Raw genomic sequence first — 22,157 nt, forward strand, 5'->3', positions numbered from 1 at the left:
CCCGTCCATTTTTATTAGGACGGGTTTTTTATTTGTCTATGATAAAAAACAATTTAAAAACCATTATCAATTTTAAAAAAGTAACAGCGGTATTAACTGCCCTCTGTTTTACTTTTTCTTTTATTATAGGCCAGCCGCTTCAGGCAGCCCTGGAACAGAGAAAAACCAGTAAAGACTTTAAAGAGATATTTGACGGGTTGTTGATACCGGTAAATTACGGTAAAATAACTGAAACATACTCAGCGGATAATGTAGAGCGCAGAGAAACAGAAAAAAACAACTATCCGCTAAACGCTAAACGCTCCACGCTAGTGGTAAACATCCAGGACCTGCACTGCCACCCGGAAGTTCAAAAAAACATCTCAAATATCATATCGATTTTAGATAAGAAGTATAACCTGAAAAAAGTATACATTGAAGGTGTCAGCGGCTCCATAGACACTTCCTGGCTTACTAATGTAAAAAACGAGGACCTAAAGAAAAAAGTCCTTGATACCCTTCTTGAAAGCGGCAAGCTTTCGGGCGCAGAGTATTACTCCGCGACATCAGGAAAAAACGATATTCTCTATGGTGTTGATGACAGGGCGCTTCACACTTCGAACATCATACGGCTCGCTAAAATTCAGGCAAAACAAAATGAGATACAGTCAAAGGTTGACGAACTTGCCCGCCAGGTGTCGGAACTGAGGGATGTGTATTACGGTTCAGGTAACAAAAAACTGGATAAACTGATCGAAAAGAATAGGCTTGGAAAGATCAAGCCCAAAAAGTACTATTCTAAGCTTCTTGAATTTGCTCAGGACCAAAATATCAGCCTAAAGAAATCCAATAATTTAACTGAGTTTACAAAGATATTTGAAGTGCAAAGCAAAATAAACTATAAACAAGTCAGCAAGGAATTGCAGGTATTTATTGTCTTATTAAAGGCCAAACTACCCTACTCATCATATAATATGCTGGCTACCTACACAGGCAACTTTTCGCAGCCGAACCAGTTATATGTCTATCTTTCACGGATAGCCAAGAGATTCGGGCCCTCCGTTATGCAGGACTTTCCAAACTTAAACAAGTTTTTTGAATATCTGGAAGTAACCCAAAACATAAACCCTATACTTCTTATTGACGAAGAGCACAACCTCATTAATGAAATACGCTTAAGGCTGGCCCGGACAAAGAGCGAACGGGAAGTAGTATTTTTAAATGAATTTATTAGGAATTTCAAAGATTACCTGGCTTATAAAAGTTCAACTAAGGATTATGAATATATCCGAGCTAATACAGAGCAGTTTAAATACTTGTGGGTCAAGTATGTCAAAAATGAAGAACTAACTGGGATCCAAGAGTATTTTGATTTGCTAAATGAATACTATGCAGCCAACTTTTTGCGTAATAATTGCCTGATCGCAAACTGCGGCATACTGCAGACTACAGACTACAGACCACAGACTACAGACCACAGACCACAGACTACAGGAATGCCTGTCAATGAAGGGATTGCTTTGCTGCCGCTTGCAATGGTTCCTAGCGATGCCTTGGAAAATGCAACCGAAGTCATTGTTCTTATTACCGGCGGTTTCCATACTGCAGGCCTTTCAGAACTTTTGAAAGAAAGAGGAGTGCCATACCTGGTAGTGACCCCTAATGTTACCCAAAACACAGGTTTGGCAGAGTCTGTATATGCTAAACTCCTTGAATACCAGAGCCAAATGCTTCTAGAACAACAGATAGTAGACAACAGACCGCAGACCGCAGACCACAGACCACAGACCAAATATTTTGAAGGAAAGAACTCTGGTCTTTCAGGTTTAGCGCTTATTATCTTATCAGCCCTTGGATTACACGAACGGGCAGATGAGATAGCCGATGATCTTATGCAAATGATGATAAAAAATAAACTCACCCCTGAACAAATAAACTTAATTTTTAACGAGTTATTTAAAGATCTTAATGTTGATACGGCTAAAACCGGCATTTTCATTTCAGATGACGGCTTGAAACTTTCATATAATTACCTTGATAACTCAAAAGCCGAGAAAACCGCATCCATTGCTTATACTAAGGAAGGCAAAAGAAAGCCGGAAAGCATACAGGCAAAACCAAAAACCGCACAGGAACACAGGTCCCAAAAGGCAATTCTTAAAGAGGCAGAAACATATACCACTACGGTATTGGGTATGGAAGTACCGGAGCAGCTCTCAAGCGTTGTAAAATCAGCTCAACAGGAAGTTATCAATGCGGTCGGGCTAAGGTATATCATTAGAAGTTTCCTCAAAAACCTGCGCTTGCCTTCAATAAAAGATACTGACGAATGGATTGTTAGAATACTCAACTCTTTATTTATAAGCAGTAACAGTGTTAAATGGCGCAGGGACCGGGAAATTGATCCTTTGGCTGCAAAAGGAATGTATAACCTGAAAATTGCAGCAATTACAAACGCAGTGCTAAAAGACAAAAAAAGTTTTTTTGATCTGTTTTTTCATACCCCGGGACAAACACCTGATGATATTTCAGCAGATGTCCGCGTTGTCAAAGCTCACGCCATGCCCAGAGAAGATGGTTCTCCTGGTTTTTTTATGTTTAATCCGGAAGGTAGTATGCGGGAGCCCAAGAAGGTTTTTGAGGTTACTGAAGGATTTTTGCAAACTCTAAAGCTTGAGGATGACGGTTCATGTCCGTTTATTGATATAGTAGTTGAATACGAAAAGTGCCGGTTTCTGGCCTTTGATGAACCTACCAGCGAAATAGGAAGGGCCTTTTCCTCCTATTTATTAAAAGAAAATAAAAACATGAGCCTCCAAGAAGCAAAACTGCCAGAAAACCGCACAGTTGCGCATTTTCACGGATTTGTTAATTATATTGCAGAGTTAGCAAAAATAGAGCCAGAAAACCAATTAGTGAAAGGTTACGGCCATTTGGCCGGGTTGCAGCGGAAAATTGATGAATATACCAAAGCGCAGATGTCGGCATCGTCATTAGTAAAAAACAAAATAGAGTCATTTAAAAACCGGTTAAAATTTGCCAAACAATCTTTAGATGAGTTGTGGACGGTGCTGTTCGGCAGTTACGAAAAGAAACGGGCCATGCTTCTGGACACCGGGAAACAGTCATTTCGTTTCTATCGGGATATGGTAAATGAAGCAGGCAGCCAACTGCCGCCGGACAATGTCACGCTGGAAGGCGATATTATATCCGGTGTAGATTACCGCACATCTACAACGAACATCGGCAAATATATGCTTGCCCTGCCTAACAATGTAAAGTTATGGCACACCCTGATGCAGGAAGAATTTGCCAAGATTGCAGGAAAAGAAAAAGTTGTCGATTTTATTAAATTTTTGCAGGCAAACGGAATTATGAACAATGATTACAGGTTTAAGGATATACCATTGAAAGATTTAGAAGATTTATTAAAGGGGAGCCCATACCAAAAACAGGTAAAGAAAATATATGAAAAAATCCATTGGGCTATTAATGAACAAAAGGATTATATCACCCAAACAGAAATGCTCAATCGTCTCAAGATGACGTTGAAGAGCATTGAACGGATGCCGAAACACACGACGACAATCGTTAGAAATGGAGAAGAACTTGACGTTGAGCATCTCTATAACTGGTATTACATTCGGGAAGAAAATGGGCATAAAGCGCTTGAACCGCAAGGCTTGTATATCTCGGCTGTTGATAACGGTAATTTTGCGGCAAGTTTAATGAACGTTGTGTCAGCCCTTGAAGCGATGGAAGGAACAGAAGCTGCCGCTGAAAGGAAATTAATTATTAATCAATGTAACGATATAATTAAAAAAATGCGCTTTGATGTCTTCTGGGAAGAGCAAATTGTTATGAAGGAATTATTTTCCTATATAAGCAGAAGAATAGATACTGCCCGGCTGACGCATGATTGGAAAACAAATCTTAATAACAAACAGGAAATTAAAGATAAAATAAATCATTATCTTGGCTTGCTTGAAAAAGATTTTTTTGGGAATAGAGATGAAATCCTCAATTTTATAGAAAAAGATATCAGTGCTTTCGTGGATAAAGAGATGCCCGGCTACGCCGCAGAAGTAAAAACACATATAACCCGGGCCTTAGATTACAACTATCTTATGCGTATGGGGGGCAACGAAGCTATCGCAGGTTCTTTGCTTGATGCAATTGAGGGTATTAAAAAAGGAAAAGAAGGCAAGGATGTGGATGTGTTTAAGGTTCTGTGCCAAAAAGGATATATGGCCGGAGATGGAAACTTTCCCGGATATTTCCTTGTACAGCCAAAGTTTGCAGAAGTAAAAAATAAATATGAAGACTTTCGTGTATCTTTGGAAAATGATTTTAATCCGGACCAGATAAGAGAAATATTTGAGGTATTAAAAAGCAAGTCAGAGATCTACCTTCAAAAAGCCAGATATGACCGCACTTTAAGCGAAGCAATGAATGCTTATGTAGTTGCAATTGAGCTGGGGCACATACCCGATAATGCCTTAAACCATACTATCTTCAGGTCCTGGTTTGGCACCATGTTTGAACAAATGACACGCCGCATTTTTATGGATACGGATGATTCGCCCATAGGAGATAAGGATGTTGAATTAATTGAAGCACAGCTGAAAGAAAAAATAGGAGGGGTTTTAATCGCAAGGTTTGGTAAAAGGTTCGGCCGTTTCCTTGAGAACCGCCCGTTTATAGGATTTATCCTAACCCTTATTTCCGGTAGTCATTGGGCAAAATCTGAGTGCAATGCGCTTACTAAAGATGGTTATGCGGCCTACGGTAACTGGGAAATTGCTGAAGACCAGAATGATTTTATAAATGTAGACGTAAGTGCTTCGTATGCCTTATATATGGCTATGCTTATGGCAAAAAGGATGGGCACGAACCGTATCCTTAATGCTGTTGTGCGGGGCCAATGGAACTTAAAACGCCATAATATGAATTGCAGGTTTGGTTATTATGAAGCCTGTCAGGTAATAGAGCGAAAAACCTTGGGCATATTCATAAATTTTACATACGGAATTGTTAATCAAGTCTATGCGCACCATACCGGTATGATGTATATGGCGCTGGTAAACTTTTTTACAAATGATATAAATGTTGAATGGTTTAAAGCATATGTGAAAAACCACGGGGCTACAGGTGTAAAACCTCTTGAAAAAATTTTTGAAACTCCCGCGGAAAAATATCATGATCCGGAAAAAGATAAAGAATCGGCAGATACAGAAGACAAAGAAAAGCGTGTTCTTGTCGGAAATGCAAAATTCTTTGGCGATGCAAAAAACCCTATAGGCCTGATTTGCTATGGTAATAGTAATGCCTTGGGCTATAATAATGTTGTTGACATTAAAGACATAGGCACAGGTGAAGTCTATACTGTCGGAGCAGCTGAGCCGGAGATAGTATGGGGAGAAGGAGATAAAAAAGGATACATCTATTATAATTACAGTTTCCCGGTTAAAGGATCAGAGAAAAAATTCAAAGTGACTGTACGGATCTGTTATGATAAAAAGGAATCCGTACAGGAAAGAGAATACTCTCTTACGCCTCCCAAAGATATGAATATAGATTATACGGCTATGATGGAATGGATAATGGGAAACGTAGATTCCTGGGAGACGCACCGTACCTATCATGAAATGTTCATCTGGACCTGGTGTAAACAGGGTTTATATCATCTATTACTGCCATTACGAAAGGTCCCTGGTTTCAGGGGCCAGAGGTTTAGAGGTTTCTTAAGCATATTAAATATGACTACCCCCGGTTCCGGCTATATTATGTCCAGACAGCGGACACTGCAGGGGGAACAGGAAGAACAGCCGTATGGGTTTATTTGTTTTGGCGGCAAGGATGGTTCACTCTTTGACGGTTTTGATACTGACCGGATGACGCTTTATGGCAGGTTAAGAAGTATTTTATTTCCTAAATCAGTTGAAACAGGCAAATTTGCAGGCAATCAGGGATACTCGCTTGCGCCTGCCGCGGGCCTTAATAGAAAAGGAGTTTTCATTAAAGCAGGAGAGACCTATAAGTTCAGCGTTCTTATAGGCCTAGGACAGAATGAACGAGAGGTTTCTAGAATTGTCAAACGCTGCCGGGAACAGGGCATCACAGAACGGGCAACGGAGAATCCTCTAAATAGTAACTATAAACCTCCTCTAGAGCTGGCAAAGATGGTTGCCGGGTTCTGCAAACGTCTCAAGCGTTCAGTACGCCTGATGCCGAATAAACCTGATTCTGAGTTTGAAGTATTTAAAAATTCTTTAAAAATACAATATGGTATTGAAAAGGGAAAAGGAAAAACAGTTGCCGCACATATTCTTGCGCAGCTTTTGAACACCGGCTATGAAGATCTTTCAAAACTTGCGGATGCTGAAATTGCCAAGCGGCTTAGCGAGAATCAAATTGACGAAAAACGAGTTCAAAAAGTATTTAGAGGAATTATAAACAGCCCGGATATAAGCATTGTTGAAGAAATACTCGGCAGAGGAATTAATGAATTGCGTAATAATGCTTCCCGATCAGATAAAACAGCGCTTGACAAACTAATTGAAGACTTAATAAGCAAATCCGCTTACGATCTATCCGACTTTTATGACTCCACAGAAGACGGCGGCAGGGTGCTCAGAAATGAGATTAAAGATTTATTGAAAAATATTATAAATTCTAAAGACGGAAAGATACCTCAAAAGCAGCTGCGCAGCCTAAAACAGCAGGCACTTAACGCTCTGTATCCTTATAATCCCACGGCGCCTGTGTACCGGTTTACACAGGAAGGCAGGGTGTGCATTGTAAGGAAGCCTCGTTCTACCAAAAAACCGTGGGCCTATCCGGATTCAAACGGCCGCATGGGATTTGTGGCAACAGTTGCCGGAGCCTTCTTTTCGTTTAGTGGAAGTTCGGTATTAAAACAGAGTATGTGGAATCCCAATATTGTAACTGAGAACGTAGTGACGGGATTAATGGTAAATATAACCGATGAAAACGGAAAGAAAATAGGCGACTTTTCGCTGACCCCTCACCCGCAGCCGTCTTCAAACGTTACCTATGAAACACGGGTAACCCCGGGGAAAATAGAGTATATTACAAAAGCGATCGACGGGTCATTTACTATAACGGTAACACGCTTTGTCTCAAAATATGAACCCGTATCCTTTGCCAAAGTTGACATTAAATACAACGGCGAAGCAGAACGTAAATTTGCTGTTTCGAGTTTTAATAAATGGGAAGGCCAGGACTTAGTGGTTAATTTTGATGAACAACAGGGCACGCTTGATATTGAAAGCAGAAGTGGTGATACCATGCTGACCGGGTTCCACAGGATGATAGGCGATAAAAAAGCTCAGGAAGATGACACCTTCACAGAATATAGTTCTTCGAAGTTTCTAATAGGGGAACTGGATTACAATGGAATTATGGACCAGCTAAGGAATGAAAAAAGATCACATAATGATAAAGTTGTTATAGCTGAACTTTTTGGATGTTTAACTCGTGAAGTGGATGAAATGTCGAACGAAGAAATCCTTAAATACCTGAAAAATATTTACGAAGAGGCCCTCGTAGATGCATTTAACAGGCTTATGGATAGACAGAATCTACCGGATGAAATAGCATACAAGCATGAAAAATTACGCCCGCAGATACAAGAGTTATTGGATACTTATAAAGAAATAAGTAAAGACCGTCTTTCTTTGGAAACCAAGCTGGCACCTTTTAGTAAAGAGCTTAACCGGGCGCTTTTACAGGCAGCATTTCCGGAGGGAGCTAGACGCAGTTATTCGGGAAATGACGATTTTGCGGGCCTTAGGACTGAAGTTTCGCTGAGCAAAGATAAACAAAGCAGCCATTTTGCCTTTATGTACGGTCAAATATATAAAGGTGATGACGTACAGCGCAAACAGGAAGCCCGGGATATTATTGAGAAATTCAAAACAGAAGACACCATAGATAAAGAGCTTGAAGAGCGCACGGCATATTTAAAGAAAAAACTCTTCAGCTTTAAGATACATACCCCGAATGCGAACCTTAATTACATGGTAAATTACTGGCTGCCGTACCAGATGTATTTGGTTCATATTTATGCGCGCGCAGCCCTTTATCAAGCTAGCGGCGGCTACGGATTCAGGGACCAGGCGCAGTCGTATCTCGGCCTTTTGCAGTCCGGTAATTGGCAGCTTGGGCATGAAACTTATGCGTATATTAAAGATCTCTGCGCACACCAGTTTGAAACCGGCGCAGTGACCCACTGGTGGCTTGAACACAACAATCTGGGACAGCTTTCCACTATATCCGACAACCTCTTATGGCTGCCTTTCATTCTGGGCAAATACCTAAATGTTACCGGTGACTATGCATTTCTTGACGGTAAAATTGATATTTTAAAACCCTTTAAGATCCCTCAAGGGCGGCTCGACGAAGCCCGTATACTTGACCCGAAAACAAGTTTTGCTGAACAAGCCGTAACGGTGTATGAACATGCTAAAAGAGCTATGGACCTGAAACTGACCCAGATGGGTGCCCACGGGCTTCCGTTGATAGGAAAAGGAGACTGGAACGACGGTCTTGACCGCATGGGGCATATGGACAGGGGAGAAAGCGTCTGGCTTGCATTTTTCCTTTATACGAACTTGATACAGTTTGCGGATATAGCCGAAAAATACGGTAAAACAAGTGACGCAGAACGGTACCGTGATAAGGCGCAGGAGCTCAAAAGAAACATTGATTTACATGCCTGGAACGGAAAATATTATGTGCGCGGTTTTTCAGATGACGGAAAGGTAGTTGATTTTTGCGATGTTATAGTTCAGTCCTGGGCAGAGATATCCAATGGATCAGATCCGGTTCGTGCAGAAAAAGCTGTAAAATATGCGGTGAAACACCTGTACAAACCAAAAGAAAAAATGATCTTGTTGTTTGACAGGATTTTAAACAAAGAAACCTGGGCCGGTGCGTTGGCGCGGTATGCTCTTGGTATTCGCGAGAATGCTGCTCAATATACTCACGGCGCAACCTGGCTTGTTACTGCGTTTATAAAGTTACTCCACCGCCTGAAAGCTGATTTAGACAAAAAGGACAATGAATTAAAGGAAACACTGACTAAAATAGCTGATAAACCTTTCAATATTCTAACCATTGCAAACTATCTTTGGGTTTGTGCGGTTCTTTTCTATAAAACATACTCCTATAAGAAATTTGCAGGTAAACTGCCGGGCTTAATGGCTTGTTTTTCTCCTATGGAACACGCAGACCCTCTGGAACACTCTGATGGTATAGTACACACGGACGGTCCGGGGCACAAGCCGGCTGTGAACTACGGCGGAGAGCCGTACGGTGTTCCCGCAGATATTTACGGCGGGATGTACTGGGAAATGATAGTACCAAGGCTTATCGGGTATTTTTTTAAACTTCAGTGGGGCCAGGCTGTTGAGTTAATACGCTATTTAAGGAGCCAGGGCTATGACCGCAAAGGCCAGGTCGGGTGGACCATGTACAGCGGCTGCTCAAGCTGGATATACTCAAACATACTAAAATATGTTTTGGGTTTTGATAAGGGTTTTGATTTCGAAAATGGTGATACTGTAAGGATTAATCCGACTATACCGAATGAATGGGGTGAATATGAGTATGAATACCCTTATTTTGATATAAAAAACGGCAAAACCTCGAACTATAAAATAAAGATCTTTAATCCTCACCATGTGTTTCAAGGAGTGGAAAAAATCGAGGTCGATGGCAAACCTGTAGAGAACCCCCAAGAGGCAATTAAATTAGTTGCGGATGGTATGAATCATAGCATCGTTGTTACAATGGGCCCGGAATTATTCAGCCTGCGCAAAGCTCTTGGTGACCTAATAAAGGTTTTACTTAGTAATTTAAAGTTAGTAAAGCAAGTAAAGCCTGACACCGGAGACAAGCCTCAAAGTATAGCGAATAATCCCTTAATAGCGGACCTGCGCAGGAGGGTTGAAGTAATAAAGGAACAGCTAACCACTCTTACCGAAGATTTGGGCCTGGAACCTTTGCAGGCACAGGCTAAAACAGTTACGGAAACTGTTATCGAAGCATCAAAAGAAAGCTTGGCTACAGCTGCACTTACTTCAGGTGTTCCGGTCTCAAGGCTTACAAAACAAGAACTTTTAGATGAATATTTCAAACAGAGGGAGCTGATTACAGAAATTATTATTAAGCTGAGGAATTACCTGTCCGCAAACCCGGACGCATCGTTGGAAGAAATCGGGGTTATAGGAAAAGACGTACAAGAACTCACTGCCCAAAGAGCTGTAGCCAGGTTCTCTGCCGGGATAGCCAAGTATTTAAGCGAAAGAAAAAAGGTCAAACAGCTGGCTAAGATAGCCGACCGTGCAGGTATCAAGGACGGCCAGACTCTGCTAAGCAAGGATATTTTACAAGACCCTGCAAAGAAGGAGTTCTTTAGTGGCATACTCGGGTTTATCCCTAAAAGAGTGAAGATCACGTTCCTGCCTGATACCGTGAGTTTTCTTCTTGACCAGGACTCATACGCATATATGAATTATCTGAGAAAAAAATTAGAGTCAAAAGAAGATATCGGACCTTTTACCCAACAAAATAAAAAATTATTCTTAGATTCAACTGGTCTATCTAATGTAAATTATATTAAGAATTATAATGGGATGGATATAAAAGGGCTTTTTATTTTCGAATCTGAAGGATCCCCAAATATAGAGCGCACTAAGGTTCATGAATTACAGCACAGGTTTTACAGAGCTTATGGAGACGGGGAAGTCTCTCAAGCGCTTGGATTTGACAAAACAGAACTCGATGACTTAATAGCCCGGATTAATCGAGAAACAAACTCCGAAGCAAAGGATAAATTGATAGATGAATTAATTCATATAATGGAATTACATATATTATCCCGAATACAGAGCGAAATGATTTCAAAAGTTATGGATGGTAAGTGGGTAAGAATCAAGAATATTTCAGGATGGGTAAAGTCTTATAAAAATGATATTTTAAGCTCTATAACAGCACAATTAAGTGGTCTGAACGATAAGGCGTTAATAGGAAGGATTGCTAGAAAAGCTTCTGTAAGGCCTGAAGCCATGGTAAAAAAATACAAGCCTGTAATTGATGAAATAATCAAGTATAAAACAAAGCTTATTATGGATAAGGAAGGAATAGATGCGCTGTCTGCTCTTAAAAAAGCTAACGAGTGGGCAGCAACTTTTCTTCAAACAATCCCGATTACAAAATTCGATAGGCTTGAAGGATACAAGGACGTACTTAGAAAACAGGCTGGCTGGCTTGGCAAGGGTGTAGACCTGGCGGTCTTGGATATACTTGGCAAAGCGCCTATTATTAAAGAAGCTCTTGGCGATAATTTAGCTGTGGTTTCTACAGCGATAGCAAAGGCTGTACTTTTAAATCCGGATATAACAAAAATATCACCGGAAAACATTAAAGAAGATCAAATAGACAGGCCGGTAAGATATGACGGCAAAATCATAAACATAAGGACATATAAAGGGAAATTAATACAATCACAAACAGAAAAAGGCATAGCCGGGCTTGCAACACTTGAACCTGACGGGGTTACAGTGTCCGTATCAGAAGGTTTCTGGGAACTTTGGGGTAACAAAAAGCCAAGTGAAATTACAGATGATGAACTTAGGGTGGCTATTAAACACGAAATAAATGAAACTAATGCTTTTAAAGGGGGAGATAAAGGATTTAACAGAGATTTAGAAAAAGCAAGAGCACAAATAGCAGAAGAACTGAAAAATGATGCTTTTGCAAGTATGGCAGTGGAAGAAATAGCCAAAAACCTGCCTCCTAAAAATTTCGTAAAGCTCTATCATACCTACAGGATGTCATTATCGGGTAATGACGCCGAAGCTGAGCTTATAATGAAAGCAGAAAGTATGGTAGATGAAGCTGTAAAAACTGCTCCGTTTATAGTACCTGAAGAAATCAGGGCTGTAATAAATTCCATACCGGGTCTTAACCTGGCCAGAAATACCACAACCACTCTTGCCGATTTAGCCAAGCTTAGCAACAAAGTCACAAAAAGAACGATAAATAGTGTACCGGAAGAAAAGCTGAAAATGCTTTATTATTCAGATACTTTTGATGAAAAATTTGTTGATAATTTAAAGAAGGAGTTTGTCAGCATTGTAGAATTTTTGTCTGGGCTTCCGCCTTCAATAACTTCCTTTGGCAGTGCACGATCTCTGCCAAATGATCCGGATTATGCAATAACAAAGAATTTAGGCAGAATTGTATATGAAACCTTCAAGAAAAATAAGGAAGGGAAAGCTGACAGGAACCAGCCTCTTTCAGAAATAAAAGCCCTGCCGGCGGTAAAAACCGGCGGCGGGCCTGCTATGATGCAGGCATTTTTAGAAGGCTTTTATGAGGCTGCAAAAAAAGACGGAATGTCCGATGAAAAATTAAAGACTCTTATTCAGGCGATACGAGTTAAACTTCCTTTTGAGCAAAAACCGAATGAAATAGTTAGACATGGAAGATGGATGCTGACCTCTACTTTCGCAGGACGCGAGTGGGGCCTTTGTATGAATAACTACGGTTTATTTTCGCAAACCGGAGGTTTAGGAACTGTCTGGGAATTGTTAGAAGTTTTATTTAGGCAGCAGCCTATAGTTTTTACGAGTTTCTGGATACCGTTTATAAAGACATTGGAAGAAATCGGGTTTATAGAACCTCTAAAAGGCGGGTTTGAAGGCACCCTGGTTCCAGAAGCAAGAGGCCCTCTTGATGCACAAGGAAGAGAAGTTAGGGTTCTTGGTTCGTATAGAACAACTAATGCAGGCACGCCGCTGTCTGTAATGGGAAATAATGAAGATGCAACTCTTGAGGCAGGCGTTAGGTTTATGACAAATACAGGTTATGTGCCAGAACTGCCGTCACTTAAAGAGATATCGAAGGAAATGGATGAACTTGGAAAGAATATATCAGAATTAAGAACCTGGGGAAAGAGCCTAACATTTATCGGCGGTCAGATAATAACGCAGGAAGAGATGAACAATACCGTTACTTTAATAAAAGGTTTGCTTAAGAAAAGAACTGTCCGTATCGCTAATCTTGAATTATTAAAGGCTTTAAAGGCCTCCTTGACAGCTGAAGAATTTGAACAAATTCAAGTGGTTACTCTGGTTAAAGACCCGCAGGATATACCGGCCGGTTTATTGCCTCCGGAATCAATTGTAACAAAAAGTGCAATTTCTCATCAGATATTAATAAACGAGAATGTACAAAGCTTTGTATTCCTGCCCGGAAATGAAGAAACTATGCGCCTATGGTCTGCACTGCTTGTTTTTATGGAAACCGGGAAAGCTCCGGTCCGTCCGATAATTTCAGTAAATGCAAAAACCGATAAAGGCAGGCTCTGGGAGTGGAACGAGATTACGCGTATTATTGAAAAAATAATGTTTGACGACAGAGAAAAAACCCACTCCGAGACTATCGCAAAAGGCGACACGCGCAGGGCTCAGGTTGCTCAGACAAATAATGATGTAAACAGGCTGATTAAAGCCGGAGAGGACCAGGACAACGCTAAAGAAGCCCTTATTCAATTTGTAAATCAAAACAACCCTGAGCTTATTGAACATATAGGATTAGAAGATACCATAGCAGCGGTCCGTGACGCAGAGATAGAAATTGTAGCGCGGGGCCCGCCAAGCATAGAATATAAAGGAAGAAGCCAAAGAGTAATTAAGATATCAAAAAATACAGCAGCTGCCTTAAAAAATAACCCTTCAAAAATCAGCGATAAAACCAAAAAAGACCTATCTGTAGTTTTAACCCTTGCCCACATAAAAGCAAAATACAAAGTTAATATAAAGTTCGATGAAGCAGCTTCGAAAGCTCCTCTGGAGTTATTGGCAAAAGTCTTGTCTGGAGAAGCTTTAATATATACTGATAGATTAAACACCGCGATAGAATTGGTAGACAAGAAAGAAAAAGCTACGAAAGAAAAGGGTGCACCTCAGCTTACAAAAGAGGAAGAGGAGTCCTTAGAAAAACTATTTGCTGAGATAGATGATAGGATCCCGGCTATAGGCAAAAAACTTGTCTCTATTAGAAACACTTTAAACTTTTCACAAAAGAGCGAAGAGTTTGATGCTCTTGAAATAAAAATACATAACGTTTTTCTCTTACTGGCTCTGAGCGATGCAATTAGAAATAAGAGTAATACCGGCGGTTTCCCTGTCAGCGCCATTATCTTTAATAAAAAAACCGGGGATATTATTGCACGGAAATATAGAGATAAAGTTAGTGTTACGGAGCCGGAAAGGGACAGGCTTGGTACAGGAGGAAAGCAGTATTTTTATCAGCATGCTGAGCAAACTGCGATACTTGCCGCAAAAGCAAAGGGTTTTACGGACTGGGAACAGGCATCTATTGTTTCAAGCCAGGAGCCCTGTAAAAACTGTGCCTGGAGTATTATAAACCACGGGTTTAGTTCATGTATTTACGGCAACAAAGATGCAAGCCCGACTTTTCTTGGCTTTGGAAAAATAATGCTTCAGCAGGGCGCTGTATGGATTTATAAAGCTGAACAATCGCTGATAGACCTGGCAGAAAAGATGATGGCTCCCTATCAAGAAGGTGTTGGTGATGTTCATGCAGAAAGAAGCTTAATGAGAATATATGGCGAGGACGAAAGAATTCATGAGGTTATCCTTACAGGTGTCAGCAAATTTTTGTCTTTAGATGAAAGCGGCAAAAGATACGGGAAGATGGAGAGAGTGTTTAAAGATGTTGTAAGAAGCCTGCTAAACCTTCCTATTGGAAAAATTGCAAACGAAATTAAACGAATAATTGAAGATAAGAGTATGGTAGATATCGCTTACTCAATGGCCTGGATGCAATCGCAGGCGGGCACTCTCGTAAATAAAATGCTTAAAAAAGAAAACCTTTTAGCGGAAGGCGAGCATAAACAGGTATATGCTCTTGACCCGGATTTTTCTGTTTACGATACCGTAAAGGGAACAGGGAAGCAGACTGTGGGCTGGCATATTGCCAGCAGGCTGCCTAACATGTGTAATCTAGCAGAGCCGTGGACCTTGCTGGTTATAGGAACAGGCAAAGATGCGGACAGGCTTTTAGCTGATATAAAACAAGAGCTTGAAAGAAAAGTTAGAGAAGTAAAACATAAGAAAGCAGAATGGGAGACAGATCCTGAACATAAAGAAAAGTTAACTGACCGGGAAGTTCAGTTTTTAAGTTTAATACAACCTGAAATCATGTTTTTAGATATCCAGGATGACTTTGTTAGATTGTTAAACGAAGAGAAAGAAAGAATAGCACAAGCTAACTTTGATGAGGCACCTGTTGCGGAACGAAATGAAGTGAAAGCAGCTGTTGATGCAAGGAAAGCCCGGTTTGAGCAAGGGAAAGATATCTATGGATTTAATAAAGAAAGCGGTAAAAATGGCGATGCATTGGATATATTCATAGATGCGCATATGCCCAAAGGCTTTAAAGGCGGGTTAACTGCCTGGCGGGGATCCAGTGAGCGCAGGAAGCTTATAGATGGAATTGGTTATATTGAAGCTACTATGAGTGAAAGCGTTATAGAAGCTTTAGGTAAACAGTTTACAGGTATTACCCAAGCTAACCTTGCACAAGCAGTTACCGCTGTTGTTGATGCCATGCTTAGCACCTCTACCCTTGCGGGAGAGGTCCAGGGTGATACGGCAATGGGGCTAAACGCAGCTGAGAAAGCGGCTATCTTGGCTAAACTGAAAGAACCAGATTCTGCTTTTGCTAAAGCTGTAATGAAGTCGATCACTTCATTTGTGTCCCCGAAGCAAATACTAACCCTTACCATTGAAGACCTGGCTAACATAGCCGCCCACGCAGCCTGGAACCTTACGCATGAGAAAAATGAAAGGCTGACAACAATAACGCCTCTTCCAGCCGATATCAGACAAGAAATACCAGCAGTTCCCGATACTATTCAATCCCATTTTGATCAAGTATCAGGGATGAGAGACAAAGCATCAGCCCTGCCAGTTATTAATAATGACTATCCTAAGTTTAAATCAATGGATCTCGCAGCTCTTTTAGAATCTTTTATTAATAAGGAAAATAACGGTGGGGCATTGTTGTATGCTTTACAGGACGATTTTGCTGCTTTTTGTTTAGAGAATGAAAAAAGTACCATGCCCGAAGCTCTGGAGTACTGGGAAGTCTGGCAAAAAAGATTAGCAAAAGCGGTCAATGCTGTGAATGATAAGCACCAAGGCACAGTTGCTGCATTAAAGCAAGATGAAAAAATACCTGTGCTCACAATCCAACGAGGCGGTAAGCAGCATGAAATTAAATTATTTAAAAACCATATAGTCATAGACCCCAAAATGCGCATGGCGCAGTATTACCTGCAGGGAATAAAGTATGCCCCAACAAGTAATTTTAATCTCCTTGAAGAGGTTAATCATTTGCTTGTTATACAAAATAAGAGAAGAAATGTAAGAACTTCGTGGTGTTCTCGTAATTGTGTTTTCTGTGCTGTCAATACCCCTTATCTCAGAGAAACTATAGAAGCTACGACACCTATAGATTTAGAAGATATAGACAGTAAAATAAAAGAGGCAGCTGAAGCTGGTATTAAGAACATCGATATTTTAGGCGAGGATTCATTTGACGATATAGAATCGCTCATGGCAACACTTGATGCATGTAATAAATACCGGATAAATAATGTACATATAACAACCAACGGCTTATTATTTTTACAGGACCCTGAAAAAGCCAGAGAGGTTTTAGAAGATATTAAGTCGAGAACTGCCGGCATTGGTACAATGACGATACGTTTAAGCTGGGACAACGAGGCAGTAAAGACAATCAAAACCTGGAAGAAGTTCGGCAATAATGAAGATGCTGTGTTTCTTGCAATGGCACAAACCATGAAGCTGCTGCAGGAAGTATTAGGGTTAAAATCAGTTAAATACAGGTCAACGACCGACATGTCGAAAGCTATCGCCAGGGGTGAAATAGATTTTTACCAATACGAAAGAATATTACATGAGATGGTACACAACGAAAACGGGTATTTTGGCCAATACAGGTTAACTGTCACTGCCCACGATTTGGATAAAGAAGGGGTCGGGGCATCTTTCTTCTCGAAACTTGATAGTACCCTTGCTTTATTAGAAAGTTCTTCCCAAATGTATGAAAAGCAAAAAATGCCATTTACCGCATTTACCTACCATTCAGGCTTAACACCGTTTTTCCAGAATAAGCGTCTAAAGCATTTGAGTTTACCGTTTGATAAAATTGTTGAGAAACTAAAAGCAAAAAGCAGATGCATACTTAATCCTACGCTGGATTTTTCAACAGGCTTATTTATGCCCTGCGATACTCGCAGGGAATCCAGGTTAAGGTCCCGGCCTATTACTAAACGTACAATTTCAGATCTTATTGCTCAAACAATTGATGATCCTTTGGGAAGGCATCTTTATGTGTGGAATAACGTAAGCCTTTTAGATTCTGCTAAAGTAAACTTGTACAACTCTCAAGAACAAAATATCCAATATGCACGGCAATTCCGTATTGCTAAATATTTTTTTCCATTCCTAAGCTCGTTACCTATCCTTATGGGCAAAGCAGGAAGTTATATAGAATCAATTATTTTCCCTATGGATGAGTTAATGACTAAAATAGATTTAGTATATTTATTAGGCGATGTTATGGCCCATCTTAAAGGAAAACAAGAAGAAAACTATACTTTTCAATCAGTGCCGGCACAATTATTACCACTTCTTTTTGAGCAGGATGTATTATTGGGGCATCTCTATGATCAAAATCCATCTTTTAGGCCCATAATTGATAAAAATACAGGGCCGGATACAGATAAATTATTAAATAAATCGCTTGAGGAATTTGCCAAGAGGCTGCATAAGAGCGTAGATGAATTAACCCCGGAAGAGCGCCTGCAGGCTGATATGGAGTACGCTCCTGTTGCGGAATGGGCTGAAATAGCCAGGATATTCAAGTATAAATCCCTGGCAAAGCTGCCTGTTATTGGCCTGTTATTTGGCCTTATATACAATTTGCGTTTAAACAGGTTTTTAGATGCGCATCCCCAATATAACGATAAAGAAGCATTAAAAGAAGGCCTGGAATTCATTGAGAAAAAAGTTGTAAATGCCGCAGTTGCTGCTTTGGGTAAAGAGTTCAAAGGTATTGCCAACCTTTCAAAAACAGTCTATGCTGTTGTGGCAGCTCTGGCCTTAAGCGAAAAAGACAAAGAATTAATCAAAGAAAATCTGGGAGTTTCTGAAGGTGAAAATATCGATGATGCCTTAGCGGATATGGTGTCAAGCTCAATCACTTCATTTATGTCCCCAAAGCAAATATCAACACTTACCATAGAAGGCCTGGCCAACATAGCTGCCCACACTGTCTGGAACCTGACACATAAGCCGGAGGAGAGGCTTTCAAAACCGCAAACCGACAAAACAGTAAAGCAAGTAAAGCCTGGCACTGGAAATGCTACAAGTCCTACAATAGAGAAAGAAATTTTATATAAACAGGCTTCAAATGCAATCGAGCACCTTAATGCTTTAGCAGGCCCATTTACTCTGAATTGTGCCCATTATGCCATAGAAACACAGCGAAGAATAGGTGGTTCATCACGGATTATAAAAGTTCAAGAAAAGGGGGCGGCAAGTTATCATTACTATGTTAGATATGGAGAATGGATTATAGACCCTTCTCCATGGTTGAATGCTTGGGACAAATTCATTGTAAAACCTGATATTCCTATTGTGTTACATAAAGATGATCCTAAAGCTAAAGTTTACATAGAAAACGGATCCATTCCTGAAGATGACGATATTCTTCAACCACTTGAGCAAATAAAATTCCTTGAAAGAAATTTTAAAGGAAATATCCCTAATCAAACAGTTACACAGGAAGAGCAGCTGACTAAACAGCAAACCGACAAAACAGTAAAGCAAGTAAAGCCTGACACCGGAGACACTAAAATCAATTTGAGGGTTGTTTTATCATTGGGAATATCCCGGATCAAACAGTCTATTATATACAGTCCTATTCGGTTTTTTGCGGTTCTGCATCACAATATATCAATATGGTTTAAAATAGTGTTTAAAGATACTATCAAGGAGTTGGTCCATACAACATCTTACATTATAGCCAATAATAAAGAAGAGGCACAAAGCCTAAAAGAAAAAACCGTCCAGATGACACAGATGGGACAAAATGTCGTTACTATAGCGCCGATTACTAGGGAAGAAGCGAAACAAGAAAAAGGCCGGTTTAGAGAAATAACCCCTGATAAAGAAACTATAGGAATAAACTATCTAGACAAACCCTGCAGGATCTTGCAGGAACTCACTAAAGCAGGCCACGGCACATCGGTTGTAACGCTTTATGTCGAGCTTCCAGAAGGGGTTAGTGCGATTGAAGCTTCAGCTCTTGGAGAGATAGCGCAGCAACTGATCGAAGACATTGCAGGCAGCCCAATATACAGCCAAGCACTGTCCAAACATCTGCCGGTAAAATACAGCAGAAAAGCTTCAAAGTTAAAGCCTGATATCGTATTTGGCTTAGGCGATATAGCCAATTTTATTCAACCGAAGCCTGAAAATTTAGACAGAGAAAATCTTTTCAAAGATACTCTTTTTGTGGCAATAAATGATAAGCATATTAAAGCGGCTGATGTTATTATAAGCGTAAAGGAATTTATGGATTATGAAGGTTTAAAAGGCCTTTCGGCAAAAGACTTGATAATTAAATATATCGGGCCCGCCTATATTACCAAATCCATAGAATCGGTCATGGGCAGGTATGCGGAAAATATAGTGGAAGTGGAAAATATAGATTCAATAACAAAAGACCAATTAGGCCGGGCAGCAGAAAAAGCCGATAAAAAACCTGTTGTAAGAGTTTCAATCAATAATATAAAGGAACTGCCCGGTTACGAGATCGAGCCTGCCCTAAGCGCTGTTTCAGTCCAGGACTTGAGCGCTCAATTAAAAAAGAATATGAAAAAGTACGATAGGTTTTATATTGACCTGCGTAGCTTTGAAGGTTTTACTCTTGCAGATTATAAAAAAATCGAGGGGCTTTTTAAACGTTTCCCGGACACCAAGGTATTATTTGCCCTGCCTGAAAAACTAGCCCGGGAAGAAGAAAGGGCGCTGATCGAAAAAAGCCTTAAAGATGTAAGTAATTTTTACCTAGAACGCTTATTTTCCTCAGATGTTGCTGTGCCGCTGCTTGCCGAAGACAAAGTGTATTATAGGGTGGAAGGGGAAAATTATGAGGCAGCTAAAAAGCTCCAGAAAACCGGCATCAGCGGGTTTGTAATTAATCTAAATGAAGTGGGTGCCTTGCTTCAGGAAATAGTATCTGGTATCGCAAGTTTATCAAAACCTAAAGACCCGGTAGAAAAGTATAAACACTCCTATTTAAAGCTGGGCCTCAACTTTTTCCAAAAGAGAAAAATACCTCAAATTTCTTTAAAAAATGAAGAAATGCTAAAAACCCTGGCTGTTTCGATATTTAAATGGCACGAAAAGAATGAACCGGGCCTTATTGAAGAAATAATGAATATGGTTAATAATCCTGACAATGATTTTGACATAGGGGAACTTTATAGGTTGAAGCTTAAGCTTCAATATTTCTATAATAACAAGCAATATGACGAATTAGTTGGCTGCCTGCGCGGTGCGCTTGAAGTTGTTGTCAAAGATGCCTATTTGCCCAAAGGCATTCGATTAAAACAGGACAGGTATAACGCAGTAATGGGGACATTTATTTTAAAAGCTTTTACCCTAGGCAAAGAAGGGGAGAAAATACTTGAAAAGCTTGCCGAAGGCGATTTCGGGGAAACCGGCTTAGATGCTAAAATTAACCAGCAAAATACTATTACGGTCATTACCCAGGAAGCTCTTAAAGACAGCGATAGGATCATTAAAGATGCAGTTTTGCCGGAAAGCTATACCTTGGAACAACTGCTCGAAGTATTATTCCTCTACTACCAGGATCAAAGAGAGTTCGGTTTTAAAGACATGCCGCAGGACCTTAAAACCTCCTTCATCAAAGCCGTTCAAGCCGCCGGATAGCTGTCATATAAGTAAGCCTCTCTAATATTATTTACCCCGCTGCAAGGAAACGCCGCCTCCCACCATGCACAGAGAGGGATTCCACCTGCCAAACTTCTGTGAGGACTTGACAATCTGTTTTTAATATTGCACAATAATTCATGCACATCTAAATATGGCATTTTTCTTTGGGGCTGGAAATGTTTTTTAAAGTAGTTTTGCTTTTTCCTATCTATCTATCTATCTATCTATCTATCTATCTATTAGCAAGCCGTTTGGAAATAATCAATCATAAAATGGAAGGTGTTACATGAAACCTATACAAAGGCGTATAGAAATTTCTTTTCTTCTTTTGTCTTTATCTTTACCTTTATCTTTATCTGTTAACGTGCAGGCAGGCTTTATGTCAGGTTCAATCAATTCCGGCGGTTCCTTAAACTCTTCAGGGAAAATAAAATTTGTGAGTATAGGGAATATCACAAGAGGCTATGCATCTATAGTACAAAAAAGCGCTTCTATAGCAAAAACAGCGCTTAAACAGGCAATTGGCCCGGATCCTGCATTTATACTCCACGAAGCATACACTTTTCCAAACCCAGCCAAAAGAGTCAAAAAGCCTACAATACATATCGAAGTAGGCATAGCTGATTTAATTGATTTCAGGATATATGATGTATCTGGCGACTTGATTTTTAAAGGCGAGCTAACCTCGGCCCCGCAGGTAATAGGTTTACAATATGCCTATGAATACCTGCTTAACAGCGATATTCAAAGCGGAACATATATCTGCAAAGTGCAAGCCAAGAAACAGGGTATGAACGATATAACCACAACCATAAAATTTGCCATAATCCGTTAACGGTGTTACAATCGCGCATTGGATAAGACAATGCGGGATTGGAGATGGCCGGGATGGAACTGGCTAATGCCGGATTGTCAGGATGGAATAGAAATTTCGAAATCCGAAGCACGAATTTCGAAAAAATAATCAACAGGCAAAAAGAAATCTGCAAAACTTAAAATTAATTTGTCTTTTTGAAATTACTTATTGAGGTTATATGATGACTAAACAACCCAAGATTATTTGTATAG

At 40.2% G+C, this 22,157-nt stretch carries 2 protein-coding genes; both read left to right on the plus strand.

Annotated features, from left to right (window positions below; genetic code table 11):
- The first annotated feature begins 38 nt into the window (after positions 1-38).
- Positions 39-21,086 (plus strand): radical SAM protein, encoded by a 21,048-nt coding sequence (locus tag LHV68_12400; GenBank protein MCB4792670.1) that lies wholly within the window; start codon positions 39-41, stop codon positions 21,084-21,086.
- Between the two features lie 289 nt (positions 21,087-21,375).
- On the plus strand, positions 21,376-21,924 hold the full coding sequence (locus LHV68_12405; GenBank protein ID MCB4792671.1) for a T9SS type A sorting domain-containing protein: 549 nt from the start codon (positions 21,376-21,378) through the stop codon (positions 21,922-21,924).
- The last annotated feature ends 233 nt before the right edge of the window (positions 21,925-22,157 follow it).

This window comes from Candidatus Liberimonas magnetica (genome assembly GCA_020523885.1).
In the GTDB taxonomy this organism is placed as follows: Bacteria; Elusimicrobiota; Endomicrobiia; order Endomicrobiales; family JAFGIL01; genus Liberimonas; species Liberimonas magnetica.

Coding starts and splice junctions, on each gene's coding strand:
- LHV68_12400 (MCB4792670.1), top strand. CDS start 39: ATGATAAAAAACAATTTAAAAACCATTATCAATTTTAAAAAAGTAACA.
- LHV68_12405 (MCB4792671.1), top strand. CDS start 21,376: ATGAAACCTATACAAAGGCGTATAGAAATTTCTTTTCTTCTTTTGTCT.